Consider the following 24,301-nt stretch of genomic DNA (forward strand, 5'->3'; position numbering starts at 1 on the left):
GTTTTGCCACGTGAGCAAAGGTAACGGGGCCCACTACTTCTCCGAGCGGCCGGAGAGCGCGAGCCGGCCGGGCTCGGTCGACCTGGTCCTGCCCGACCTGCACCTGCGGCTGGAGACCGACAGCGGCGTTTTCTCGCCGGAGCGGGTCGACGTCGGCACCCGTGTGCTGCTGGAGACCGTCCCGCCGCCGCCGCAGGAGGGCGACCTGCTCGACCTGGGGTGCGGCTACGGGCCGATCGCGCTGACCATGGCCTCACGGGCGCCCGAGGCCACGGTGTGGGCCGTCGATGTGAATCGGCGCAGCGTGGAGCTGACCGAGCGGAACGCGCAAGCCGCTGGCCTTTACAAAGTAAGGTCAGTCCATGTTGATGAAATGCCAGATGACGTGAAATTTCGGGCTATCTGGTCCAATCCTGCGATCCGTATTGGGAAGCAGGCCCTGCACGACATGCTCACCAGGTGGCTGACCCGGCTGACGCCCGACGGCGTCGCCTACCTGGTCGTCCAGAAACACCTCGGCTCGGACTCCCTGCAACGCTGGCTCGGCGAGCAGGGCTGGCAGGCCTCCCGCGAGGCCAGCCGGGCCGCCTATCGCATACTGAAGGTGACCCGATGAGAAGGCAGCTGCGCCCCACCGACGTCAAACGGCTCAACCGCACCTGGCGCAGGCAGACGCAAAACCGGCTCGGCCTGATCATCGAGTCGGTCACCGGCCCGTTCAACATCGGCTCGATCTTCCGCAGCGCCGCCGCGTTCGGGGTGGACGAGATCTGGCTGGCCGGCAACGCCACCCCGCCCACCAACCCCAAGGCGGGCAAGACCGCGCTCGGCACCGACCGGCTGGTCACCTGGCACGAGCCGGTCCCGGCCACCGAGGCGGTCAAGGCCGCCAAGGCGGGCGGCTACACGGTGCTGGCCGTCGAGCTGACCGCCGAGGCCATGCCGCTGCACAAGGCCGGCCTCGACCGCGACCTGTGCCTGGTGGTCGGCAGCGAGGACCACGGCTGCTCCCCCGCCCTGCTCGACGCCGTCGACGGCGTCTGCTACATCCCGCAGGTCGGCCGGGTCGGCTCCTTCAACGTCGCGGTGGCCGCCGCCATCGCCCTGGCGGAGGCCCGCCGCCAGGAGTGGGAGAATCTTGCTGATTCGTAACTGCAGCCTTCATCCCGGAAGGGCATACTTCTGGACGTGCTCAGCCGCCACTTCGCCTTTCTCGACCATCCGGGCCCGCTCGCCTTCGCCCACCGCGGAGGCGCCGCGGAGGGCGCGGAAAACTCCGTCGCCGCCTTCGAGCGGGCGGTCGGGCTCGGCTACACCTACCTGGAGACCGACGCGCACGCCACCTCCGACGGCGTCCTGGTCGCCTTCCACGACCACACGCTCGACCGCGTGACCGACCAGCGCGGCCGCATCTCCGAGCTGCCCTACCGGGCGGTCAGGCAGGCCCGCATCGGCGGCGTCCACGAGATCCCGCTCATGGAGGACCTCCTGGGCACCTGGCCAGAAATCCGCTTCAACATCGACGTCAAGGAGGCAGCGGCCATCGCCCCGCTGGCCGAGGCGGTCAGGCGCACCAACGCCTACGATCGCATCTGCCTGACCTCCTTCTCCGATGAGCGACTGATGCTGGCCAGGGCGGCGATCGGCAGGGAGGTGTGCTCGGCGCTCGGGCCGCGCGGCGTGGCCGCGCTGCGCGCCGCCGCCACCACCTCCGGCTACGGCCGGCTGCTGGCCCGCCTGTCCCGCGTCGGCATCCCCTGTGCCCAGGTGCCCGTGGGCTTCCGCGGCCTACGCGTCACCACCCGCCGCCTGGTCCGCACCGCGCACGCCATCGGCATGCAGGTGCACGTATGGACCATCAACGACCCCGCCCGCATGGAGCGCCTGCTCGACCTGGGCGTAGACGGCATCATGACCGACAACGTCACCGGCCTGCGCGAGGTGCTCGAACACCGCGGCCAGTGGCATCCCCACGGAATGGCGGCCTGACAGACCATCCGGGGCGATCAGGCGCCCACGGAGAATGACCACGTACGCGCTTACGCGCCGGCCGTGGTGACCAGCTTGATGAGGGCGCGGGCCGCCGGGGGCGTGGCACACCAGAGCGAGCGGCTTGCCCGAGCGCAGGGTCGTCTCGATCAGCCGCGCGGAGTCGCTGTCCTCGGCCAGATCCCACAGCGCCGCGAGATTGCGGTGGATCTTGACCATGACGCTCGCGCCGAGCCACATGTCCTACAGGACCTGGGCCACGGCGCGGGGGTGGTCACCGTCGATCGAGAGCGAGCCGTCCGCAAGGCCTGCGGCGATCGTCCGCTCCATGCGGTCGACGATCGCGTGCCAGTAGGCCATCAAACGCTCGGCGGCCGACTCGCCGGACCATGCGACCGGCGCTCTCGTCACCGACCGTTCTCGTCCTGGTACAGGAGCCGCCACTTACCCCAGCATGCCTTGGCGGCGTGGGGACACGGCTTGCCGTTGCCCTGTACCTTCTTGATGGTTCCACGGCATCGCTGGATCATGGGTTAGAGTCCTTTCGCCGGGAAGGTGATCATTGTATGGTCATGGGCGCGACACGCGGATTTCAACGACGACCTGCGAAAATAGGCCGTGCGTCAAGCATGACCGACAACGTCACCGGCCTGCGCGACGTGCTCGAACGCCGCGGCCGGTGGCACCCCGGCAACCTGGCCGCATAAGAGGAGCAGCATGACCCTCCCCTCACCCCCCGCGCTCTTCGACGACTCGCCCGCCGCGCGCAAACGCGAGCAGTGGGGCTGGTACTTCTACGACTGGGCCAACTCCGCCTTCCCCACCACGGTGCTGACCGTCTTCCTCGGCCCGTATCTCATCACGATCGCGGAGAACGCCGCCGGCGGCGGACAGTACGTGGACGTGATCGGCTTCGACGTTCGGCCGGGCGCATACTTCTCCTTCGTCGTCGGGGTCGCCGCGATCCTGCAGATCGTGTTCATGCCGGTGGCCGGGGCGCTGGCCGACCACACCGGGCGTAAGAAACAGCTGATGGGCTTCTTCGCCCTGCTCGGCGCGCTGGCCACGGTCTGCTTCTGGTTCGTCAGCGACGGCCGCTACATCCTGGGCGGCGCGCTGTTCCTCGTGGCCAACGTGGGCTTCGCGTGCGCCTTCGTCATCTACAACTCCTTCCTGCCTGAGATCGCCACGCCCGATGAGCGCGACAAGGTCTCCGGGATGGGGTGGGGGTTCGGCTACCTCGGCGGCGGGCTGCTGCTCGCGGTCCATCTGGTGCTGTTCCTCCAGGCCGAGTCGTTCGGTCTGGACTCCGGGACAGCGGTGCGCATCGCGCTGAGCTCAGCCGGGCTGTGGTGGGGCGGATTCACGATCATTCCGCTGCTGCGGCTGCGCAACCGGCACGCCCTCGCGCCGCGCTCCGAGTCCGCGGGGCAGGCGATCGGTGGCACGTTCCGTCAGCTCGGCCGTACCGCCGCGGGGTTGCGCGCCTACCCGCTCACGCTGGCGTTCCTGGTGGGCTACCTGCTGTACAACGACGGCGTGCAGACGGTCATCTCGTTCTCCGCGACCTTCGCCGAGAAGGAGCTGCAGCTCGGCAAGACCGTGCAGATCGGCGCCATCCTCATGGTGCAGTTCGTCGCCTTCTTCGGCGCGCTGCTGCTCAGCTGGCTGGCCTCGCGCGTGGGCGCCAAGCGGGTGGTGCTGGGCGCCCTGGTGGCCTGGACGATCGTCGTCACGATCGCTTACTTCCTGCCCGCAGGTTCGGCTCTGGCCTTCTACGGCCTCGGCTTCGCCATCGCCATCGTCATGGGCGGCACGCAGGCGCTGTCGCGCTCGCTGTTCTCGCATGTCATCCCGAAGGGCAAGGAGGCCGAGTACTACAGCCTCTACGAGATCAGCGACAAGGGCTCGACGTTCCTCGGCTCGTTCACGCTCGGCATGGCCTTCCAGATGTCGGGCAGCTACCGGCTGGCGATCATCTCGCTGATCGCCTTCTTCGTGCTCGGCGGCGCCATCCTGGCCGCTGTGAACCTGCCCAAGGCCATCCGCGCCGCGGGCAACCAGGTGCCCGAGAAGATCTAAACCCGCGCGGCGAGCAGCATCGTGCCCGGCCCCTGCGCCGCGCCGGGGCCGCGCACGGCCGTCGCTCCGGAACGAGAGCGGTGCTCTTGACATCAGTGCGCCATACCGAGAGCATTGCTCTCACAACAGAGCGACGCCCTCTTCAGGAGTACCCATGTCAACCCGGCTCACCGCCGCCGCCTTCGCGACCGGCGGCATCCTGTTCCTCGTCTATCCGGCGATCCGCCCCTCCGGCGACGACGCCGCCGCTATGGCCTCCACGGAATGGGTGATCGGGCACGCCGCCGCGATGGTCGGTTTCATTCTGCTCGGGTTGGCGGTGCTCGGCCTGCACCAGGTGCTCGGCGATCGGCTGTCGCTGCGGGCAGCTGTGGTGACGTGGATCGGCGCCGGACTGACGCTGCCGTACTACGGCGCCGAGGACTTCGGGCTGAACGTGATCGCCAAGCGCTCGCTGCGCGACCAGGCGCCCGCGCTCATGGATCTGGCGCAGGAGTTCAGGTACGGAGGGCTCGCGGTCACGATGTTCGCCGCCGGACTGCTGCTGCTCGGCGCCAGCACGGTCATGGCGGCCGTCTCGGTGTGGCGCTCGCGCACGCTGCCCCGGTGGAGCGGGACGGCGCTGGCACTCGGGTTCGTGCTCTTCATCCCGCAGTTCTTCGGCCCGTATCCGCTGCGGATCGCGCACGGCGCGCTCATCATGATCGGCGGGCTTTGGCTGGCCGGAGCCCTGGCGACGGCCCGGACCGGAGCGGAATCGGCACCCGCCTGAATAACCGTGGCCCCAACCGCGATTGGATCACCCCGCAGGTGGGAATCCCATCACGGTATCAAGCGTTAGACACCGTGGGAGACAGACCCCCCACTTCAAGGGGGCCCTGTAGGAGGCATTGAGACATGGGCGAGCGCGCGCTTCGTGGCACCCGGCTCGGGGCAACCAGCTACGAGAACGACCGTAACACGGATCTGGCTCCGCGCCAGGAGGTGTCCTACACCTGTCCGAAGGGCCATCGATTCGAGGTTCCGCTTGCCGCAGAGGCCGAGATCCCCGCAACCTGGGAGTGCCGCATGTGCGGCGTGACCGCGGTACGCGTGGACGGCGAGCAGCCGGAGTCCAAGAAGACGAAGCCCCCGCGGACGCACTGGGACATGCTCCTGGAGCGGCGCTCCATCGAAGACCTTGAGGAGGTGCTCAACGAGCGGCTCGCCGTTCTGCGGGCCCAGCGTCGTAAGAGCGCCTGACCTCTTCTCACGGTGAAACCCCCGGGCCGGCGGCCCGGGGGTTCTTCATGCGCGCCCGCCGGCTCGCGTGAGCCGGCCAAGGCCCGTCAGTCGCGCTCCTCCCGGATGACCTCGCCGTGCACCACCCTGCCGCCGTGCGGAGCCTCGCCCTGCGGAGCGCCGGCGCCGGGAGACGGCGGGAAGAGGTTCGCGTACGGCGACGCGGCCGCCATCTTCTTGACCCGGCGCTCGAAGAACCACGCCCCCAGGCGGCGCATCATCGGCCGGGTGAACGGCAGCACGCACAAGAACCCGAACACGTCGGTGAAGAACCCCGGCGTCAGCAGCAGCGCGCCGCCCACCAGGACCAGGCCGCCGTCGGCCAGCTCGCGGTTGGGCATCCGGCCGGACTGCAGCGCCTCCTGCAGCGCCCGCCAGGCCCGGCGTCCCTCACGGCGCACGATCCACGCGCCGAGGAGGCTGTCGGCGATCAGCAGGGCCACGGTCGCCGGGCCGCCGATCACGGAGCCGACCTGGATCAGCAGCCAGATCTCCAGAACGGGAACGACCAGGAAGGCCAGGAAGAGCAGGAGCCGCATCATTTCCTCGATTCCGCACACACGCGTACGCCAGGAACAACGCCCGGCGCCCCGCAAGCGTTCCTATCCTGGCTCGCCTTTGCGGCGCAGCCGCCTCGGTAGGCCGGTGACGCCCCACATGCCGATCCGCCACAGCGCCTCGGACATGACCTTGCCGCTCATCTTGCTCTTGCCCACCGTACGCTCCACGAACGTGATGGGCACCTCCACCACCCGCAGCCCGTGCCTGGACGTGCGCAGCGTCAGGTCGACCTGGAAGCAGTAGCCCTGCGACTCCACGCCCGACAGGCCCACCTTCTCCAGGGTCGCGGCGCGGTAGGCGCGGAACCCGGCGGTCGCGTCGCGTACCGGCAGGCCCAGCATGACGCGGGTGTAGACGTTGGCGCCCTTGGACAGCAGCTCACGCCGGTGCGGCCAGTTGACCACCTTGCCGCCGGGCACGTAGCGGGACCCGATCGCCAGGTCGGCGCCGTCCACCAGCGCCTCCAGCAGCTTCGGCAGCTCCTCCGGCTGGTGCGAGCCGTCGGCGTCCATCTCCACCAGCACGTCGTAGCCCTCGCTCAGCCCCCAGCGGAAGCCGGCGATGTAGGCCGCGCCGAGACCCTGCTTGCCCGGACGGTGCAGGACGTGCACCTGGTCATCGGCGGCGGCGAGCTCGTCGGCCACCTCGCCGGTGCCGTCGGGGCTGTTGTCGTCGGCCACGAGCACGTGCGCCTCCGGCACGGCCGCGCGCACCCGCCCGACGATCATGGGCAGGTTGTCGCGCTCGTTGTAGGTCGGTACGACGACCAGCACCCGGCCAAGAGTCTCCATTGTCAGTCGTTCCTCACCTGGTCGCCTCGCCGCCTGGCGCGCCACGCGGCGACCGCGGCGGCCGCCGCTCCCATCACCATCAATGCCCACTCAGGAAGTGCTCCCACCTTGGTGGCGAGCGTCTCCTGGGTGCGTACGGGCACCTTGACCACGTTCATGTCCGCGACCAGCTCGCGGGTCTGCCATGCGACCTTACCGTCAGGCGTGACGAAAGCGGAGATTCCGGTCGTGGCGGCGGTCACCACGGCCCTGTTGTGCTCGACGGCACGCAGTTGCGACATCGCCAGCTGCTGCGGCGGCAAATTGGACAGCGCGTAGCTGGCGTTGTTGGTCTGCACCACGAGCGGAGTGCCGCCGGCGCGCACGGTGCGGCGTACGGTGTCGTCGTAGGCCACCTCGTAGCAGTTGACCGCGCCGACCGTGACCGGACCCATCTTTAGATCGCCCGGTTTGCCACCGGGGACCGACTGCCTGCCGACCAGACCGGCCCGCTCCCACAGCGCCAGCACGATGTCCTTGAACGGCGTGTACTCGCCGAACGGCACCAGGTTCTGCTTGTCGTAGTAGGCGCCCGCCCCCGTCACCGGGTCCCACACCAGGCTGCGGGTGGCACGGTGCTCCTCGCCGATCGCGACGACGGCGCCGACGAGCGTCGGCACCCCGACGTCGCGTACCGAGTCATGAATGATCTGGCGGGCGACCTCGTCCTGGTAGGGGTCGATGTCGGTGGAGTTTTCCGGCAGGATGACGATGTCGGGCTTGGGGAGTTTGCCGGCCCGGACGGCCTCGGCAAGGCGTTTCGTCTCGTTGGCATGATTTTTCAGGACAACGGCGGGCTCGTCGCCGAGGGCGTACATGCCGCGGCCCGGGACGTTGCCCTGCACGACGCCGACGTTGATGCTGCGGCCCTCGTCGCCGGGCCGCGGGATCGCCAGGGTGAGCACGGGCACGGCCAGCGCCAGCCCCACTGGGACGGCCCTGCGCCACGCCCGGCTCCGTACCAGGACGGAGTGGGCCAGCAGGGCGCCGCTCAGGGTGGCGGCGAACGACACCAGCGGCGCGCCGCCGAACGCGGCGTAGGGGGTGAACAATGACTCACCCTGGCTGAAGGCCACCCGCGCCCAGGGGAAGCCGCCGATGGGCACCAGACCGCGGGCCCACTCCATGGCCACCCACAGCCCGCCGAACCACACCGGCCACCCGGGCAGCCTGAACACCAGCGCGGCCAGGGCGGCCATGGCGGCGTAGAACAGGCTCTCGGTGCCGACCAGCATGAGCCAGACGTCGTCGCCGATGGTGCGCACCCAGGCGAGGGCGGGGAACAGGAACACCGCCGCGCTCAGGTAACCCAGCCAGGCGGCCCGCCTGGGACGGGCGCCGTACAGCGAGCCGGCGATCAGGGCGATGCCGAGAGGGGCGCACCACCACCAGCCGAGCGGCGGGAAGGCGGCGAACAGCGTGATCCCGCCGGCCACGGCGGCCACGACACGGGCGGCGAGCACTTTCCGCGTCTCCCGCCCGCCCCGCCCCGGCGCGGCCGCCGCCGTAGGCGGCGCCGCTCCCCCGCCGGCCGGTGTCCCGGACGCCGCATCCTGCCCCGTCGCGTCCTGCCGGACCGCGTCCTGCCGCGTCACGTCCAGCCGCGCCGTGTCCTCCCGGGCCGCATCCAGCCGCGCCGCGTCCTCCCGGACGGCATCCAGCCGCGCCGCATCCTGCTCCGTCGCATCCAGCCGCGCCGCGTGCAGCCGTGCGGCATCCTGCCGCGCCGCATCCTGCCGGACCGCGTCCTGCTCCGCCGCATCCAGCCGCGCCGCATCCAGCCGCGCTGTGTCCTGCTCCGTCGCGTCCTGCCGGACCGCATCCTGCCGCGTCGCGTCCTGCCGGACCGCATCCTGCCCCGTCGCGTCCTGCCCCGTCGCAGGGGCCACGTCATCCGTTCCGAGCAGCGTGTCCCGGGCCTCGTCTGCGACTCCCGTCGCCTTCTGCGGCGCATCGGCCGTCGAGAGGCCGGGGTCGCTGGTCGCCCTGCCGCCTGCCGACACCTCACGGGCCGGGGCGGCCACGGACGCATTCACGCGCTCCGAGCCGACCGTCTGCCCGTCCACCTGCGTGCGATCGCGTTCCCGGCCCATCTCGGGAGGGCTGATCCCGTCACGGGTGGACGTGGCGGGAGCGGTGTCCCTGATGGGCCGACTCGACGGCGCGTCAGGCGAGCGCGGGTCGGCCCCGGCAGTAGGAGATGAGCCGTGCCCGGTTTCGGGCGGTAGGCTCGCTCTGTCCTGAACCACTCCGGGATCTCCTCGCCACCGTCGAACGCCTGCTTGCGAAAACGCTACCGCCCCACGGCCGCGCTCGAGCCAGCGCGGGCACAAGAAAGATCGATGAATCGACGTCGAGGCAGGGTGATCCCGCGACCCACGGGATCACCCGGCGCACTGACGATCCTGCGCACGAGAGCGGGAAGAGGGCCCGGAAACCCTTCGGACCGGACCCGTCTCGTCGGCGGCGAGCTCGGAATTCCGTTGTCTACTGGGCTCCCGGACCCGTCCCGGGTCCAACCCCCCGCCCGGTTGGGGTGCCCCGACTCGACGGACCGACGGCCCTGCACCTGGCTGTGTGGACGAAGCCACGCTCCGTCACGGACGCAGGATCCGGCGATGTCAGAGACGGCCAACCGGCCAAGTCCCGTGCTGGACTGCGCAGCAAACTACCGACTCCACCTCAGATGTCAACCGTGTCCCGATCAGCAGAAACATCAAGTTTCCGCAGGTGGGACATGTATGACCTGCCGCCGCAATGCAGATCAAAGCCCACTTGCCGGTGCCGGCGAGCGGCTCGGCAAGCCCTGCAGCGCCGGGGAAAGCGGCCGCTCGTGAACGACGCCGAGCCGCTGCGTGGCCCGGGTGAGAGCAACATACAGGTCGCTGGGCCCTCGTGGTGACTGGGCGGCGATGAGGTCGGGCTCGGCCACGATCACCGAGTCGAACTCCAGCCCCTTGGCGTCGGCCACTCCCATGACGGCCACCGGCGCGTCAAGCGCTTCCGCTCCCCTGGCCCGCCCTGCCCCGGGCGTGACCACCACGGTTCCGGCGACGCTCGCCGCGACCTCCGAGCCCAGCGACGCGAGCAGCGCGTCCGGCACCACCACGGCCACCTTGCCGCCCTCGCCGACCTCGTCCTTGGCCAGCTCGGGCAGCGCCGACAGCGGCGCCGACCAGGGCTCGACGCCCAGCTCGCGCACCGACGTGGGCGCCTGGAGAGCGGGGTCCACGGTGGCCAGGACGCGGGCGGCCACGGCCATCAGCTCGACCGGCGTGCGGTAGTTGACAGTGAGCCGCTCCTGACGCCAGCGCCCGGCCACGTACGGATCCAGGACCGACGACCACGACCGCGCCCCGGCGGCCGAGCCGGTCTGGGCGATGTCGCCGACGATCGTCATCGACCGCGTCGGGCAGCGGCGCATGACCGCCCGCCAGGCCATCGGGGACAACTCCTGCGCCTCGTCCACGATCACGTGCCCGTAGGCCCACGTGCGGTCGGCGGCGGCGCGTTCGGCGGTGGTGAGGTAGGGGCCCTCGCCGCGCTGGCGTTCGGCCAGCCGCTCGGCCTCCATGACGTCGGACAGGCCCGTCAGCTCCAGGACCTCGCGGGCGTAGGCGAGCTCGGCCTCGCGCTGGTGCTCCTCGGCCTGCCGGGCCGCGGCCAGCTCCTCCTCCGCCTGCAACGCGGTGGCGCGCAGCACCTGCTCGTCGATCTCGCCGAGCAGCTCGGCGGCCTCGTCCAGCAGCGGGACGTCGGACTCGGTCCAGTCCCCGCCGTCGCGGCGCAGCAGCGCGCGTTCCTCGGGCGTCAGCTGAGAGGCCGCATAGCCCAGCCGCTCCGGGGAGCCGTACAGGCCGAGCAGCAGCCGCTGCGGCGTCAGATACGGCCATAGCCGGTTGAGCGCCGACTTGACCACCGGCTCGGTCCGCAGTTCCTCGCGCAGGTCGGCCAGCTCCTCATCGTCGATGAGCCCCTTACCGATCTTGCGGGCCTGCTGCCTGGCCAGCGCGTTGAGCAGCGACCTGACGAACACCGTGCGGGCCTGGTTGTGCGGCCGGCGCGACCTGGCTGCCTTGTTCCTGGCCGCTTCCAGCATGGAAGCGTCGATGGTGAGCGTGATGCGCCCAATGGGCAGCTCGATGGGCTTGCGCGGTACCTTCTGGCGCTCGCGCACGGCCTTGGCGATGACCTCGGCCATGCGCAGGTCACCCTTGAGCGCGGCCACCTCGGGGCGCTCCCTGGCGGTGGCGGTCACCCCCGGATACAGCTCGCCGACCGTGGACAGCAGCACGTCGGTCTCGCCGAGCGAGGGCAGGACCTGCTCGATGTAGCGCAGGAACGTGAGGTTCGGGCCGATGATGAGCACGCCGCGGCGCTCCAGGCGTTCCCTGTGGGTGTAGAGGAGATAGGCGGCGCGGTGCAGCGCCACGACGGTCTTGCCCGTGCCCGGTCCCCCTTGCACGACCAGCACGCCGTTCAGGTCACTGCGGATGACGCGGTCCTGCTCGGCCTGGATGGTGGCGACGATGTCGCGCATGCGGCCGGTGCGCCGCTCGTCGAGGGCGGCGAGCAGCGCGGCCTCGCCGTTGAGCGTGGCGCGGTCGGCGTCGCTGAGCGAGTCGAGATCGAGCAGGTCGTCGTCCACGACGACGACCGTGCGGCCCTTGGTCTGCAGGTGGCGGCGCCTGGTCACGCCCATCGGGGCGGCCGGGGTGGCGCGGTAGAACGGCTGCGCCACTGGGGCCCGCCAGTCGATGAGCAGCCGCCGCTGGTCGTCGTCGGTCATGCCGAGCTTTCCGATGTAGAGCCGGCCCTCCTCGACGTGATCCAGCCGTCCGAAAACCAGGCCGCGTTCGACCGCCCAGAGGCGCGCGAGCTTGGAGGCGTACATGTCGGCGAACGTGTCACGCTCCGACCGGTTCTGCATCGTGCCGACGGCGCCCGAGGCCAGCACCTCCTTCAGCTGGTGCTGGGTACGCTCGCGCAGCGTGTCGAGCCGATCGTAGAGGCGGGTGACGTACGCCTGCTCTCTGGCGAGCTCCGTTTGACGAGTTGCCGCCTGACCATTAATGTGGTTAATGGGACACTCCGGGCCATTCTGCTTGTTGTTACGACAAACGACGACATTAGCATGCCTGTCGAGGTACTCCGCCCCTCTTTTCTTTCCTTCCCAGGCGTTCGGTTACGTCTTCATTTCGGCTCTTGACCATTCCGGCGGCTCCGCCTTACGTTCCTCTTAAGTTAGGAAAGTTTCCTAACTTCGAACGAAGGAGTCACCGTGAGCGGTCCCGTGCCGGGGACACCCAGTCTGCTACGCGCCATCAACGATCGCGCGGCCTTGCAGGCACTCCTCGAACGCGGCCCGCTGACCCGCCCCGAGATCGGCGCGCTCACCGGGCTGTCCAAGCCCACGGCATCCCAGCTTCTCGCCCGGCTGCAGGAGGCAGGGCTGGTGGTCCTGGACGGCATCAGGGAGGGCCTGCCGGGCCGTACCGCGGAGGTCTACCGGATCAACCCGGCGGCCGCCTACGTGGGCGCCCTCGACGTCACCCCCGACCGTATCGAGGTCAAGGTGGCCGACATCACCGGCGCGATCGTGGGCGAGCACACCCTGCCCACGCCGCGCCGCCCCCACGGCGAGCTGGTCGACCGGCTCAACACGGCGATCCTCGGCGCGAACCCGCCGGACAAGCTACGCCGGGTCGTCATCGGCGTGCAGGCCGCGATCGACCCGACCACCGGCAGGCTCGGGTACGCCGCCACCAAGGACGTGCCCGGCTGGCAGATCCCCGACCTGGTGCCCACGCTCAGCGCCGGGCTGGGCGTGCCGGTGGACGTCGAGAACAACGTCAACCTCGTCGCGCTCGCCGAGCAGGCGCACGGCGCCGCCCAGGACAGCCGGGACTTCGTGCTGCTGTGGGCGGACTCGGGCATCGGCTCGGCCATCGTCATGGGCGGGCGCATGCACCGGGGCGCGAGCGGCGGCGCGGGCGAGGTGGGCTACATGCCGACCCCGGGCGCGCCGACGGCCCGCGAGGCCGGCCGCCTCGGCGATCACGGCTACCAGGCGCTGACCGGCGGCCCGGCCGTGCTGAAACTGCTGCGCTCGTACGGCGTGCGCGGCGCCGACTTCCGCCAGGCGGTCGCGAACGCCGTACAGGCGGCCGAAGGCACCGGGCAGAAGGCCGACGACGCCAGGGCGGGGCTGCGTGACATCGCCGCCCGCCTGGCCGTGGGCCTGGCCGCCATCACCTCCGTCATCGATCCCGGCCTGATCGTGCTGACCGGCGGCGTGGTGCTGTCCGGCGGCGAGACCCTGCGCGAGCTCGTCGAGCACGAACTGCACGCGCTCACCATCCCCCGCCCCCGCGTGCGGCTGTCGAGCGTCGAAGGCAACCCGGTCCTGGCCGGCGCCCTCGACCTGGCTCTCGACACCGTGCGCGAGGAGGTCTTCAGCTCCACTGTTCCCACATGAAACCTGGCAGGAGGCACCCCCCGTGCGCTTCGTCCCCCTCGCGGTCGCCGCGGCTCTCGCGCTGACCGCCTGCACCGCCGGCAAGGAGGCCGGGCCCTCGCTCGGCGCCCAGCCCAAACCCTCAGGATCCGCTTCCCAGGCCCTTCCCGCCGCCACGATCGAACTGTGGCACGGCTTCTCCACCGACGCCGAGGTCAAGGCGTTCGAGGACGCCATCGCCGGGTTCAACAAGAAGTTCCCGCAGATCACTGTCAAGGCCACCAAGGGCGTGCAGGACGACCAGATCACCCAGGCCATCCGCGGCGGCAAGGCGCCCGACGTCGCGGCCTCGTTCACCACAGACAACGTCGCCCAATGGTGCAAGTCGGGAGCGTTCCAAAACCTCACCCCGGTGATCCGGCAGGACGGCATCGATCTGACGGTGCTGCCTGCGGTGGCACGTTCCTACACGGCCTTCGACGGCAAGCAGTGCACGCTGCCGCTGCTGGCCGACGCCTACGGCCTCTACTACAACAAGGCCCTGATGAAGGGCAACGAACCGCCCAAGACGCTGAGCGAGCTGACCGAGCTGACCAAGAAGCTCACCGTCCGCGACGCCGGCGGCGAGATCAAGGTGGCCGGCTTCATCCCGAGCGTCCAGTACTACGAGAACAGCCCCAGCCACATGGGTCCCATGGTCGGCGCCAGGTGGTACAACGACGACGGCACCTCGGCCATCGGCTCCGACCCGGCCTGGAAGCAGCTGCTGACCTGGCAGAAGGAGCTGGTCGACTGGTACGGCTACGACAAGCTGGAGAAGTTCCGCAAGAGCCTGGGCGACGAGTGGAGCGCCGAGCACCCCTTCAACAAGGGCAAGGTCGCCATGATCCTGGACGGCGAGTGGCGCAACGCCATGCTCGCCAGTGACGCCAAGGACCTGGACTACGGCACCGCTCCCCTGCCCGTCGCCGACGACAAGCCCGACCTGTACGGCAGCGGCTTCACCGCCGGCACCGTCATCGGCGTGCCGAAGGGCGCCAAGAACCCGCAGCACGCCTGGGAGCTGATCAAGTATCTGACGACCGACACGAGCTCGCTGGTGACGCTGTCGAACGCGCTGCGCAACGTCCCCACGACGAAGGCGTCGATGGAGTCCCCCGACCTGGCCAAGGACGCCAATTTCACGACGTTCCTCGACATCTTCGCCCACCCGAAGACCTCGACGCTGCCCGCCAGCGTGAACAGCGTCTTCAACCAGGAGGTTCTGGGTTCCTTCGTCGCCAAGTGGGAGAAGGGCTCCGTGCCGGATCTGGACGCCGGGCTGAAGAACGTGGACAAACAGATCAACGACAAGCTGAAGCTGTCCGGAGGCTGATGTGAGCGTCGTCCACGCCGCGCCGCCCCCATGGCGGCGCGGCGAGGGCCTGCGTGCCCTCCTCTGGTTGTCGCCGTGGATCGCCGGAGTGTCGATCTTCTTCGTCTACCCGCTGCTGTCCACGGTGTACTTCTCCTTCCACCGCTACGACATGTACACCCTCGAGTTCATCGGCCTGGACAACTACCGTTACCTGCTGCAGGACGCCAGGGTGGCGACCTCGGCGCGCAACACGCTGTGGCTGGTGCTCATCATGGTCCCGGCGACCGTGCTGTTCTCGCTGGCGCTCGCGCAGCTGGTGGTCAGGCTCAAGGCCGGCGTCGGCCTGCTGCGGACGATCTTCTACCTGCCGTCGCTGGTGCCGATGACGGCGGGCACGATCACGTTCGTCTTCCTGCTGAACCCGGGCACCGGCCCGGTCAACGTGGTGCTCGCCTGGTTCGGCGCCGAGGGACCGGACTGGTTCGGCGACCCGGCCTGGTCCAAGCCCAGCCTGACGATGCTGTCGCTGTGGGGCTGCGGCCAGCTCATGGTGATCTTCATGGCGGCCCTGCTGGACGTGCCCAAGCACCTGTACGAGGCCGCCGCCATCGACGGCGCCGGCGCCTGGCGGCAGTTCCGCAGCGTGACCCTGCCGACGATCGCGCCGGTGCTGATGTTCACCCTGGTCACGAACGTCATCTACGCGCTGCAGTACTTCTCCCAGGCCATGATCGCCTCCCGCGTGGCCTCGGGCGTGACCGACTCGGCCGGCAGCTCCTTCTTCCCCGGCTACCCGGACGAGTCGCTGCTCACGCTGCCGCAGTGGCTGTTCCACGTCGGCTTCCGCGACTACACCATGGGGTACGCGTGCGTGCTCGCGCTGCTGCTGTTCGGCGCCTCCATGATCTTCACCCTGATCCTGCTGCGGCAGTTCCGCCGGGCCGAGGAGGTCTCATGAGCGCCACGATCACCGCGCCGCCGCGGACGGCGCTCGCCCGGGGCGCGCGGCACGACGGGGCCAGGGCGCGCAGGCGGCGCGTGCTGATGTGGATCGCCACCCACGCGCTGGCCATCGCGCTCGCGCTGATGTTCCTGGCGCCCGTGGTGTTCATCGGGCTGACCGCGCTGATGACCGACGATCAGGCACTGACCAGCCAGTTGTGGCCGCAGAGCTGGAACTGGGAGAACTTCGCGGTGGTGTTCGAGAAATCGCTGCTGCTGCGGTGGGCGGGCAACACGCTGATGTACGCGGCGCTCGGCACGGTCTTCACCCTGGTGTCGTCGGTGCCGGTGGCCTACGCCCTGGCCCGGTTCCGCTTCCGGGGGCGGCGGCTGGCGTTCCTCGTCGTCATCACCACGATGATGCTGCCGCCGCAGGTCGTGGCGGTGCCGATCTATCTCGTGTGGGCGCGACTGGGACTGACCGACAGCCTGTGGCCGCTGATCCTGCCGCTGCTGCTGGGCGATGCGTTCTCCATCTTCCTGCTGCGCCAGTTCCTCCTGACGATCCCGTGCGACTACACCGACGCCGCCAAGGTGGACGGCTGCTCGGATATCCGGACGCTGCTGCAGGTGGTGCTGCCGATGGCACGCCCGGCGATCGCGGCGGTGGCGCTGTTCCAGTTCTTCTACTGCTGGAACGACTACTACGGGCCGCTGCTGTACGCCGGCGTCGAGCAGGAGAAGCTGACGTTGTCGCTGGGCCTGGCGACGTTCAAGGCGTTCCACAGCGTGCAGTGGAATCTCACCATGGCCGCCACGCTCCTGGTGACGGCGCCGGTGATCATCGTGTTCTTCCTCGCCCAGCGAGTGTTCATCGAGGGCGTCACCTTGACTGGAGTGAAGGGTTGAAACTGGCCGTGGTCGGGGGCGGGTCGACGTACACGCCGGAGCTGATCGACGGGTTCGCGCGGCTGCGCGAGGAACTGCCGGTGGCGGAGATCGCCCTGATAGATCCGGACGCCGCGCGGCTGGACCTGGTGGCGGGGGTGTCGCGGCGGATGCTGGCGCACGCCGGGCACCCGGCGCGGGTCCTGGCCACCTCCTCGGTCGCCGAGGGCGTCGCGGGGGCGCAGGTCGTGCTGTTCCAGCTGCGGGTGGGCGGGCAGGCCGCCCGCGAGCTGGACGAGACGTGGCCGCTGGAGTGCGGCTGCGTGGGACAGGAGACGACGGGCGCGGGCGGCCTGGCCAAGGCGCTGCGCACGGTCCCGGTCGTGCTGGACATCGCCGAGACGGTACGCGAGCACGCCCCGGACGCCTGGATCGTGGACTTCACCAACCCGGTCGGGATCGTCACCAGGGCGCTGCTGGACGCCGGGCACCGGGCGATCGGGCTGTGCAACGTGGCGATCGGGTTCCAGCGGCGTTTCGCCGCCTGGCTCGGCGCCGACCCGGCCCGGGTCTCCCTCGGCCACGTCGGGCTCAACCATCTGACCTGGGAGCGGGCCGTCTACCTCGACGGCCGGGACGTGCTGCCGGAGCTGCTGGCCGAGCACGGCCAGGAGATCGCCGAGAGCCTCGGCCTGCGGCCGGGCCTGCTGCGGCGGCTCGGGGTCGTGCCGTCCTACTATCTGCGGTATTTCTATGCCCATGACGCGGTGGTGCGCGAGCAGCGCTCGAAACCGTCGCGGGCCGCGGAGGTGGCGGAGATGGAGGCACGGCTGCTGGAGCTCTACGCCGACCCGTCCGTGGTGGAAAAGCCCGAGCTGCTGTCCCGGCGGGGCGGGGCGTTCTATTCGGAGGCGGCGGTGGCGCTGATCGCGTCGTTGCTCGGCGATCGGGGCGACACGCAGGTGGTGAACGTGCGCAACGCGGGCACGCTGCCGTTCCTCGGCGACGAGGCGGTGATCGAGGTCCCGGCGGCCGTCGGCGCCGGCGGGGCCGTGCCGCTGCCGGTCGCGCCCGTCGAGCCGCTGTACGCCGGGCTGATCGCGAACGTGTCCGCGTACGAGACGCTCGCCCTGGAGGCGGCCCTGCGCGGCGGCGCGGACCAGGTGCGGGACGCGCTGCTCGCCCATCCGCTGATCGGGCAGGACGAGCTCGCCGAGGAGCTGACCGGCCTGCTGCTCGAGGCGGGCCGGGAGCATCTGCACTGGACGGTGGACTAGTGGCGCGTCCCAGGCTCGTTCTGGCCGTGGACGGCGGTAACAGCAAGACGGACGTGGCGCTGGTGTCGGAGGACGGCGAGGTGCTGGGGACGGGCCGCGCGGGCCCGTTCGTGCCGCAGCGGGACGGTGCCGCCGCGGCCGTGGGGGTCGTCGAGGCGGCGGTCACGGCGGCCGTGGGCGTCGTCGAGGCGGCGATCACGGCGCTGCCGCCCGCGGACGGTGTCGAGGCGGCGGTCGCCGCGCTGGGGTCCGCGGACGGTGTCGAGGCGGCGGTCGCCGCGCTGGGGTCCGCGGACGGTGTCGACCACGTCTCGGCCTGCCTGGCCGGGGCGGATCTGCCCGTGGAGGAGGAGGCCCTGGCCCGGGAGTTCACGGCCCGGGGGTTCGGGGCGGACGTGGTGGTGCGCAACGACACCTTCGCGCTGCTGCGGGCCGGCGCGTCGGCCCCGTGGGGGGTGGCGGTCGTGTGCGGGGCCGGCATCAACGCGGTCGGCGTCTCCCCCACCGGCGAGGTCGCCCGTTTTCCCGCGCTCGGCCCGATCAGCGGGGACTGGGGCGGCGGCCACGGCCTCGGCGAGCAGGCACTGTGGCACGCCGTGCGCGCCGAGGACGGCCGCGGCGTGCCGACCGCCCTGGCCGGGCTGGTCACCTCCCACTTCGGCACGCGGACGGTCGAGGAGCTGGTGCTGGAGATCCACTTCGGCCGGCTGGACGGTGCGCGGCTGCACGAGCTGGCGCCCGGCGTGTTCGCGATGGCGGCGGCCGGGGACGCGGTGGCCCGGTCGCTGGTGGCGCGGCAGGCCGAGGAGGTGGCAGTCATGGCCGAGGTCTGCCTGCGCCGACTCGGGCTGCTGGAGACGCCGGCGGAGGTGGTGCTGGGCGGCGGCCTGCTGACCGCCCGGGACCCGCTGCTGACGTCCCTGCTGGACACGGAGCTCGCGGTGCGGGCGCCGCGGGCCGAGCCGGTGGTGGCCGACGTGCCGCCGGTCATGGGCGCGGCCCTGCTCGGCCTGGACCACCTCGGCGCCTCCGACACCGCCAGGACCCGCCTGCGCGCCCACTTCGAGCCGTCCCGCACCCCCTGACCCCGCACAGAACCGCCTGCGCAGGCGCATGGGGCATGACACCGCCGGGCGCATGGCGCGTAGCGACGGCCGTCAGGCGCGGGGGTCCTCGTCCTGGAGGAGGCGGGCGCGGCTGTTGGACAGGTGCACGCGGACGGCGGCGCGGGCACCTTCGGCGTCCTGCCGCCGGATCGCGGCGTAGATGTGGTCGTGCTCGGCGACGATCCTGGCGAAGTCCGGCCGGTCGGGACGCAGCCGGTCGCGCGGCATGATGATCATCGACGGGCCGAGCGAGGCGAGCAGATCGGCGAAATACCGGTTGCCGGTGACGAGCGCGATCCGCAGGTGGAACAGGTAGTCGGCGTTGACCGCCGCGCTCGGGTGCCCGGCCGCCGACTCGAAGCTCTCCAGCGCCTCCCGCAGCCCCGCCAGCCCGGCCTCGGTGCGGCGGCCGGCGGCCAGCCCGGCCGCCTCCACCTCGACCCCCATGCGGAAGTCGAGCAGGTCGAGCACCTCCTGCCGGGTGCTGGCGGGCGCCGGGTCGAAGCCGGTCGTGCTGGGCCGGGCCAGCACGAAGCTGCCTCGCCCGTGCTGGGTCTCGATGAGCCCGGCCGCCTTCAGCCGCGCGATGGCCTCGCGCACGACGGTCCTGCTCACGCCGTACGTCTCCACCAGGTCGCTCTCGGTCGGCAGCCGCTCGCCGGGCCTGATCACACCTTCCTGGATGCGCGCGGTCAGGGTGTCGACGAGCTGTTGCGTGCGGCTGGTCACGTCGTCTCGTAGCGCTCGGCGGTCCACTTGGCCGCCTGCTCGCTCAGCGTGACGCCGATCCCCGGCCGGTCCGGCACCAGCATGCGGCCGTCGCGGATCTCCAGCCGCTCGTTGAACAGCGGCTCCAGCCACTCGAAGTGCTCCACCCACGGCTCCAGCGCGTAGGCGGCGGCCAGGTGGAGGTGGATCTCCATGGCGAAGTGCGGGGCGAGCTGCAGCCGCTCGTGCTCGGCCAGCGCCGCCAGCCGCAGGAACGGGGTGACGCCGCCGATGCGCGGCGCGTCCGGCTGGATGACGTCCGCGCCGCGCGCCCTGATCAGCTCGGCGTGCTCGCCGACACTGGTCAGCATCTCGCCGGTGGCGATCGGCGTGTCCAGCGCGGCGGCCAGGGCCGCGTGCCCGGCGTGGTCGTAGGCGTCCAGCGGCTCCTCGATCCAGACCAGGCCGTATTCCTCCATCGCCCGGCCCATCCGCGCGGCTGTCGGCCGGTCCCACTGCTGGTTGGCGTCCACCATGAGCGGCACCTGCTCGCCCAGGTGCTCGCGCACGGCCTTGAGCCTGGACAGGTCCGCCCGGGTGTCCGGCTGGCCGACCTTGATCTTGATGCCGCCGATGCCGCGCTCCAGCGCCGCCGTGGCGTTGTCCAGCACCTGCTCGATGGGCGCGTGCAGGAATCCGCCCGAGGTGTTGTAGCAGCGTACGGAGTCGCGGTGGGCGCCGAGCAGCTTGGCCAGCGGCAGGCTCGCACGCTTGGCCTTCATGTCCCACAGCGCCACGTCGAGCGCGGCGATGGCCTGGATCGCCAGCCCGCTGCGGCCGACGGACGCGCCGGCCCAGCACAGCTTGTCCCACAGCCGGGCGATGTCGTTGGGGTCCTCGCCGACCAGGTTGTTCGCGATCTCCTTGGCGTGCGCGTACTGGCCGGGGCCGCCGGCGCGCTTGGAGTAGGCGAACCCGATGCCCTCGTGCCCCTGCTCGGTGCCGATCTCGGCGAACAGGAACGCGATCTCGGTCATCGGCCGCTGCCGGCCGGTCAGCACCTTGGCGTCGCTGACCGGCGTGTCGAGAGGGAGGTAAACGGAGGACAGACGCACCCAGGCAATACGATCCGCAGAAGTCATCATGATGACATCCTATGTTGTCGTACAACCCAGGCGCCAGCCACGAGGGCGGCGGCCGCGGCGTAGGCCGGGGTGCCGGCGGAGGTCAGGTACGCGACCGCGCCCGCCACGGGCACGCCGAGCCACTCCCAGCGGCCGTCGAGGGCCACCAGGGCCACGATCAGCAGGGCGTACCAGGGGAAGCCGGGGGTGAGGACGAGGAAGGCCGTACCGGTCAGCACGAGCGCGCCGCGCCACGGGCGATCGGGGTCGCCGCGCCTGAGGACGTGGAGCAGGACGGCGGCGAGGATCGCCAGGGCGGCGGGCAACGCCCAGGAGTCGGGCAGCACCCAGCGCAGGAGCGCGTACCTGTCGCGGGCCCCGGCCTCGTCGTAGCCCTCCTCGGCCAGGTAACCCGACAGGTAGCCGAACACCGACCCCTGCGAGGCGAGCACGTACGGCAGGTAGGCCAGCACCACGACCAGCACGGCCGGGACCAGCGTGCGCAGTGCCGCGCGCCAGGCGCCTGCCGCCGTCCCGGCGAGAGCGCCGGGGATCACCACGGCGGGCACCAGCTTGACCGCGACCGCCGCGCCGAGCAGCGCGCCCCGCCCGAGCGGCCCGGCGCGGGCGGCGCCGAAGGCGAGCACCACGGCCGCCACGGCAAGCATGTCGACGTGGGCGTTGTTCACCGCCTCCATGGGGACGGCCGGGCACCACGCCCAGTACGCGGCCGCCCGGACGTCACGCCTGCGCAGCATGATCAGCAGGGCGGCGGTGGTGCCCGCGGCCAGCAACGCGCCGGAGACCTGCAGCGGCTTGTGCCGGGCGCCCTCCGGCGACAGGCGATCCACCAGCAGGAAGTACGCCTCCGCCAGCGGCGGATAGATCGTGTGCACGGTCGGCCGGTTGATCCTCGTGCAGGCCCCGTCGATCGGATAGAAGCGCCCCTGCGCGCAATCGGGGAACAGCCAGGGGTCGCGGAGGTGGGCGAGGGCGGGGTCGGCCGGCGTGCGGTCATAGGGGGACAGGCCGGCCGACTGTACGCGGCCGTCCCAGGCATAGCGGAAGGAGTCCGTGCTGGTGGCCGGCGGGCCCAGCAGGCCCGTGGCGATCACCGCCAGCCCGCCCGCCAGCACCAGCCGCCCGGCCGGGCGGCCCGGCACGCCGCGCACCGCCCACACCGCGCCGCCGAACAGCACCCAGGCGGCGGCATACCACCAGAAGACGCCCTGGGGGGCAGCGTGGAAGACGACGGCGAGGACGCTCACCTGCGCGGCGATCAGTGCCGCGGCCACGCCCGTCCGCGGCCACACGCGACGGGCCACACGGTCGGGTGCGCTCTGGGGCGGTGCTTGCGCTGCCGCGCCGTCCCGCGGAGCGGCGGTGAGGCGCGGGTGCTGTCGTGGTGCGGCCCTCATGGTGGGCAGCGTCGCACTGCCGCGCCCGGACCGGTCGGCGACGGCGCGATCCGTCCGCACTTCGTAAGAGGTGTGACGGCGATGCCCGCCAAGAGCCCACGGCCGCGCCTTGGGCAGGGGCCGCCGTGGGGCGGTCATGCGGACTTGGGCAGGTGCCGCCTTGGGGCGGTCAGGCGGAGTTGTCTTGGACGGGGGCCGCTTCGGCGGTCATGTCGGGGGCGCGGTGCTCGTACGGCGTGCTCAGCACCACCGTGGTGCGGGTGGAGACGTTCGCGGCGGCGCGGATCTGCTGCAGGAGGTCCTCCAGCGCCACAGGTGAGGCGACGCGCACCTTGAGGATGTAGCTCTCGTCGCCCGCCACGCTGTGGCATGCCTCGATGGCCGCCAGGTGGGCCAGCCGCTCAGGGGCGTCGTCGGGCGCGGCGGGATCGATCGGCTTGATCGACACGAAGGCGGTCAGCGGCAGCCCGATCGCGTCGTGGTCGATGATCGCGGCGTATCCGCGCAGGACGCCGCGCTTTTCCAGGCGGCGTACGCGCTGGTGCACCGCTGAGACCGACAGCCCCGTCTCCCTGGCCAGGTCGGTGAAGCTCATGCGGCCGTCACGGGCCAGCAGCGTGACGATCCGGCGGTCGATCTCCTCCATCGGTCAAAGGTAGCCGGTCGTGGTCACGACATGGTCCCGACCGGAGTGACCCCCCGGCGCATCGCGTGCTCCACCAGCGTGACGAGGACCTCCCTGCCTGAGTCGCGCCTGCGGGCGTCACAGCGCACGATGGGGATGTCCGGCTCCAGGCCGAGCGCGTCACGCACCTCGCCGACGGTGAACGGCTGCGTGCCCTCGAAACAGTTGAGTGCCACGATGAACGGCTGCTCGCGCTTTTCGAAGTAGTCGACGGACGGGAAGCAGTCGTCCAGTCGGCGGGTGTCGGCCAGCACCACGGCGCCCAGCGCGCCCATGGCGAGCTCGTCCCACACGAACCAGAACCGCTCCTGGCCGGGGGTGCCGAACAAGTAGAGCATGTAGTCGTTGCGGATGGTGATGCGGCCGAAATCCATGGCCACGGTGGTGGTGAGCTTCCGCTCGACGCCGGACAGATCGTCGACGTGCGTGCCGACCTGGGTGAGCGCCTCCTCCGTGCGTAGAGGCCGGGTCTCGGAGACCGCGCCGACCATGGTGGTCTTGCCCGCGCCGAATCCCCCGGCGATCAGGATCTTGATCGCCGTCGGTAGCCGCCAATGGTCAGAGCGACCGAATTCCATCCAGCACCGCCCGTACATCTCCCGCGCATGCGCGGCCCGCCCCTGAGGTGCCGTGGTCAGTGGTACCTGTCAAGGTGTGTTTGAGAAGGCCGATCCACATGCCTGGCATCGAGACACCCTAGCAACGCCACATTTTCCACTCAAGCCGCAATTTGTTGCAAGAATCAAAATGTCACGGTTTGTCGCTCAGAGCCCTGTTATTCGCCGGTTCCGCTCCCCCAGAGTCAAGTCCGCTTGTCATGATGGCGGACCCGCCCTTCACGCTGTGTGGCCGGGGTCGGCAATGCCGTTGAACCCGGCCTGGAATCCGAGCTGTCTGCCCAGGTAGGCGGCGGTGCGGGGGCTGCGCTCGCGAACCGGCTCGATCAGCTGCGCCGCCTCGCGCGCGAGCGCGGCCATCGCGTCGGTCACCTCGGCGCGGCTGACGCCGAACCCCAGAATGTTCAGATCGCCCCAACTCATGTCTCGCCGGTATGACGCCAGGTCGCCGAGCAGATGCAGATACCGAGCTGGTCGCGCCAGAGCCACTGCAGGCCGTCGAACTCCTTGACGGTGCCCAGCTCATCGCGCAGGTCGGCCAGGAACCGGGTGACCGCCGAGCGGGGCACGGCACCGTCGGCGACGGCAAGGCATTCACGGGTCAGGCGGTTCACCTGCTCCCGGGTGGTCGCGGTGTGGTCCACGAGCCGGTCGACGGCCAGGACCCACAGGGCGGCCCGGTTGACGACCTTCAGGCGGTCGGCGGCCCAGGGGGCGCTGAAGGCGGTGGCGAGGGTCAGGGTGTTGTAGAGCTCGGCGTCGAAGGCGGCGCGCGGGAACAGCGTGCCGTACATCTGGGCGCAGCGTCGCAGGTCTCTGCCGCACTCGGCGGCCAGCGCGCACGTCCTGCCGAGCTCGTACGCCTCGCCCGGCTCGCCGTCCGGCATCCTAGGGCCGCTCGATCGACTCGAGGATCATGGGCGACGACCCCCAATACCCGGATATATACATCTGTTGGAGAATTGTTTCATGATCGCGC

Annotated in this window: 24 protein-coding genes; 12 read left to right on the top strand and 12 right to left on the bottom strand. The window is 70.8% G+C overall.

Annotated elements, in window-relative coordinates; genetic code table 11:
- Positions 1–10 precede the first annotated feature (10 nt).
- Genes Q9G87_RS24645 through Q9G87_RS24655 form a run of 3 tightly spaced genes read left to right on the top strand, consistent with a single transcriptional unit; the run spans position 11 to position 1,989 of the window.
- Positions 11–616, top strand: coding sequence for a class I SAM-dependent methyltransferase (locus Q9G87_RS24645; protein WP_305918813.1), 606 nt, complete (start codon positions 11–13; stop codon positions 614–616).
- The gene (locus Q9G87_RS24650; RefSeq protein WP_305918814.1) at positions 613–1,152 is read left to right on the top strand and encodes a TrmH family RNA methyltransferase; all 540 of its coding nucleotides are present in this window, start codon (positions 613–615) and stop codon (positions 1,150–1,152) included. The genes Q9G87_RS24645 and Q9G87_RS24650 overlap by 4 nt, the downstream gene beginning before the upstream one ends.
- A 36-nt stretch (positions 1,153–1,188) precedes the next feature.
- Entirely contained in the window at positions 1,189–1,989 is an 801-nt protein-coding gene (locus tag Q9G87_RS24655; RefSeq protein ID WP_305918815.1) for a glycerophosphodiester phosphodiesterase family protein, read from the top strand.
- 243 nt (positions 1,990–2,232) lie between these two features.
- Here the strand turns inward: Q9G87_RS24655 and Q9G87_RS24660 are convergent, their stop codons facing one another.
- Complete coding sequence (locus Q9G87_RS24660) at positions 2,233–2,400, bottom strand: hypothetical protein (RefSeq protein ID WP_305918816.1); 168 nt, start codon at positions 2,398–2,400, stop codon at positions 2,233–2,235.
- A gap of 306 nt (positions 2,401–2,706) precedes the next feature.
- Here Q9G87_RS24660 and Q9G87_RS24665 point away from each other — a divergent pair, with 306 nt between their 5' ends.
- The 3 genes from Q9G87_RS24665 to Q9G87_RS24675 all read left to right on the top strand — a co-directional run bounded on the left by Q9G87_RS24665 (position 2,707) and on the right by Q9G87_RS24675 (position 5,313).
- A complete protein-coding gene (locus Q9G87_RS24665; RefSeq protein ID WP_305918817.1) occupies positions 2,707–4,071 on the top strand; it encodes an MFS transporter in 1,365 nt (454 codons plus the stop codon).
- Positions 4,072–4,225: 154 nt separating this feature from the next.
- Positions 4,226–4,843, top strand: coding sequence for a hypothetical protein (locus Q9G87_RS24670; RefSeq protein WP_305918818.1), 618 nt, complete (start codon positions 4,226–4,228; stop codon positions 4,841–4,843).
- Between the two features lie 125 nt (positions 4,844–4,968).
- Positions 4,969–5,313, top strand: a complete 345-nt coding sequence (locus Q9G87_RS24675) for an RNA polymerase-binding protein RbpA (RefSeq protein ID WP_125637410.1) — start codon at positions 4,969–4,971, stop codon at positions 5,311–5,313.
- 86 nt (positions 5,314–5,399) lie between these two features.
- On the opposite strand, the gene Q9G87_RS24680 is transcribed toward Q9G87_RS24675, so the two are convergent.
- From Q9G87_RS24680 to Q9G87_RS24695, 4 genes are all read right to left on the bottom strand, one after another.
- A complete protein-coding gene (locus Q9G87_RS24680) occupies positions 5,400–5,894 on the bottom strand; it encodes an FxsA family protein (RefSeq protein ID WP_305918819.1) in 495 nt (164 codons plus the stop codon).
- Between the two features lie 60 nt (positions 5,895–5,954).
- Positions 5,955–6,704, bottom strand: coding sequence for a polyprenol monophosphomannose synthase (locus Q9G87_RS24685; protein WP_305918820.1), 750 nt, complete (start codon positions 6,702–6,704; stop codon positions 5,955–5,957).
- 2 nt (positions 6,705–6,706) lie between these two features.
- Positions 6,707–8,836, bottom strand: a complete 2,130-nt coding sequence (lnt, locus tag Q9G87_RS24690) for an apolipoprotein N-acyltransferase (protein ID WP_305918821.1) — start codon at positions 8,834–8,836, stop codon at positions 6,707–6,709.
- Between the two features lie 671 nt (positions 8,837–9,507).
- The gene (locus Q9G87_RS24695; protein ID WP_305918822.1) at positions 9,508–11,700 is read right to left on the bottom strand and encodes a HelD family protein; all 2,193 of its coding nucleotides are present in this window, start codon (positions 11,698–11,700) and stop codon (positions 9,508–9,510) included.
- A 324-nt stretch (positions 11,701–12,024) separates the two neighbouring features.
- Here Q9G87_RS24695 and Q9G87_RS24700 point away from each other — a divergent pair, with 324 nt between their 5' ends.
- Genes Q9G87_RS24700 through Q9G87_RS24725 form a run of 6 tightly spaced genes read left to right on the top strand, consistent with a single transcriptional unit; the run spans position 12,025 to position 18,749 of the window.
- Positions 12,025–13,221: an ROK family transcriptional regulator gene (locus Q9G87_RS24700; RefSeq protein WP_305918823.1), complete on the top strand. Its 1,197-nt coding sequence runs from the start codon at positions 12,025–12,027 to the stop codon at positions 13,219–13,221.
- Between the two features lie 22 nt (positions 13,222–13,243).
- On the top strand, positions 13,244–14,575 hold the full coding sequence (locus tag Q9G87_RS24705; protein ID WP_305918824.1) for an ABC transporter substrate-binding protein: 1,332 nt from the start codon (positions 13,244–13,246) through the stop codon (positions 14,573–14,575).
- 1 nt (position 14,576) lies between these two features.
- Positions 14,577–15,515, top strand: a complete 939-nt coding sequence (locus Q9G87_RS24710) for a carbohydrate ABC transporter permease (protein ID WP_305918825.1) — start codon at positions 14,577–14,579, stop codon at positions 15,513–15,515.
- Positions 15,512–16,408: a carbohydrate ABC transporter permease gene (locus tag Q9G87_RS24715; protein ID WP_305918826.1), complete on the top strand. Its 897-nt coding sequence runs from the start codon at positions 15,512–15,514 to the stop codon at positions 16,406–16,408. Before Q9G87_RS24710 ends, Q9G87_RS24715 begins: the two co-directional genes overlap by 4 nt.
- Positions 16,405–17,664 (top strand): 6-phospho-beta-glucosidase, encoded by a 1,260-nt coding sequence (locus Q9G87_RS24720; RefSeq protein WP_305918827.1) that lies wholly within the window; start codon positions 16,405–16,407, stop codon positions 17,662–17,664. Before Q9G87_RS24715 ends, Q9G87_RS24720 begins: the two co-directional genes overlap by 4 nt.
- Positions 17,664–18,749, top strand: a complete 1,086-nt coding sequence (locus Q9G87_RS24725) for an N-acetylglucosamine kinase (RefSeq protein ID WP_305918828.1) — start codon at positions 17,664–17,666, stop codon at positions 18,747–18,749. Before Q9G87_RS24720 ends, Q9G87_RS24725 begins: the two co-directional genes overlap by 1 nt.
- A gap of 72 nt (positions 18,750–18,821) precedes the next feature.
- Here Q9G87_RS24725 and Q9G87_RS24730 read toward each other — a convergent pair whose 3' ends face one another.
- The 7 genes from Q9G87_RS24730 to Q9G87_RS24760 all read right to left on the bottom strand — a co-directional run bounded on the left by Q9G87_RS24730 (position 18,822) and on the right by Q9G87_RS24760 (position 24,209).
- Positions 18,822–19,499: a FadR/GntR family transcriptional regulator gene (locus Q9G87_RS24730; protein WP_305918829.1), complete on the bottom strand. Its 678-nt coding sequence runs from the start codon at positions 19,497–19,499 to the stop codon at positions 18,822–18,824.
- Positions 19,496–20,623: an L-talarate/galactarate dehydratase gene (locus Q9G87_RS24735; RefSeq protein ID WP_305918830.1), complete on the bottom strand. Its 1,128-nt coding sequence runs from the start codon at positions 20,621–20,623 to the stop codon at positions 19,496–19,498. Before Q9G87_RS24735 ends, Q9G87_RS24730 begins: the two co-directional genes overlap by 4 nt.
- Positions 20,620–22,020 carry a glycosyltransferase 87 family protein gene (locus tag Q9G87_RS24740; RefSeq protein ID WP_305918831.1) on the bottom strand — a complete coding sequence of 467 codons (1,401 nt, stop codon included), beginning with the start codon at positions 22,018–22,020 and terminating at the stop codon, positions 20,620–20,622. Before Q9G87_RS24740 ends, Q9G87_RS24735 begins: the two co-directional genes overlap by 4 nt.
- Before the next feature lie 169 nt (positions 22,021–22,189).
- Positions 22,190–22,666: an Lrp/AsnC family transcriptional regulator gene (locus Q9G87_RS24745; RefSeq protein WP_305918832.1), complete on the bottom strand. Its 477-nt coding sequence runs from the start codon at positions 22,664–22,666 to the stop codon at positions 22,190–22,192.
- 23 nt (positions 22,667–22,689) lie between these two features.
- Entirely contained in the window at positions 22,690–23,283 is a 594-nt protein-coding gene (locus Q9G87_RS24750; protein ID WP_305918833.1) for a GTP-binding protein, read from the bottom strand.
- 258 nt (positions 23,284–23,541) lie between these two features.
- Complete coding sequence (locus Q9G87_RS24755) at positions 23,542–23,745, bottom strand: hypothetical protein (RefSeq protein ID WP_305918834.1); 204 nt, start codon at positions 23,743–23,745, stop codon at positions 23,542–23,544.
- A complete protein-coding gene (locus tag Q9G87_RS24760; RefSeq protein WP_305918835.1) occupies positions 23,742–24,209 on the bottom strand; it encodes a hypothetical protein in 468 nt (155 codons plus the stop codon). The genes Q9G87_RS24755 and Q9G87_RS24760 overlap by 4 nt, the downstream gene beginning before the upstream one ends.
- Positions 24,210–24,301 lie beyond the last annotated feature (92 nt).

Origin of the sequence: Nonomuraea turcica (assembly GCF_030718205.1) — a bacterium.
In the GTDB taxonomy this organism is placed as follows: domain Bacteria; phylum Actinomycetota; class Actinomycetes; order Streptosporangiales; family Streptosporangiaceae; genus Nonomuraea.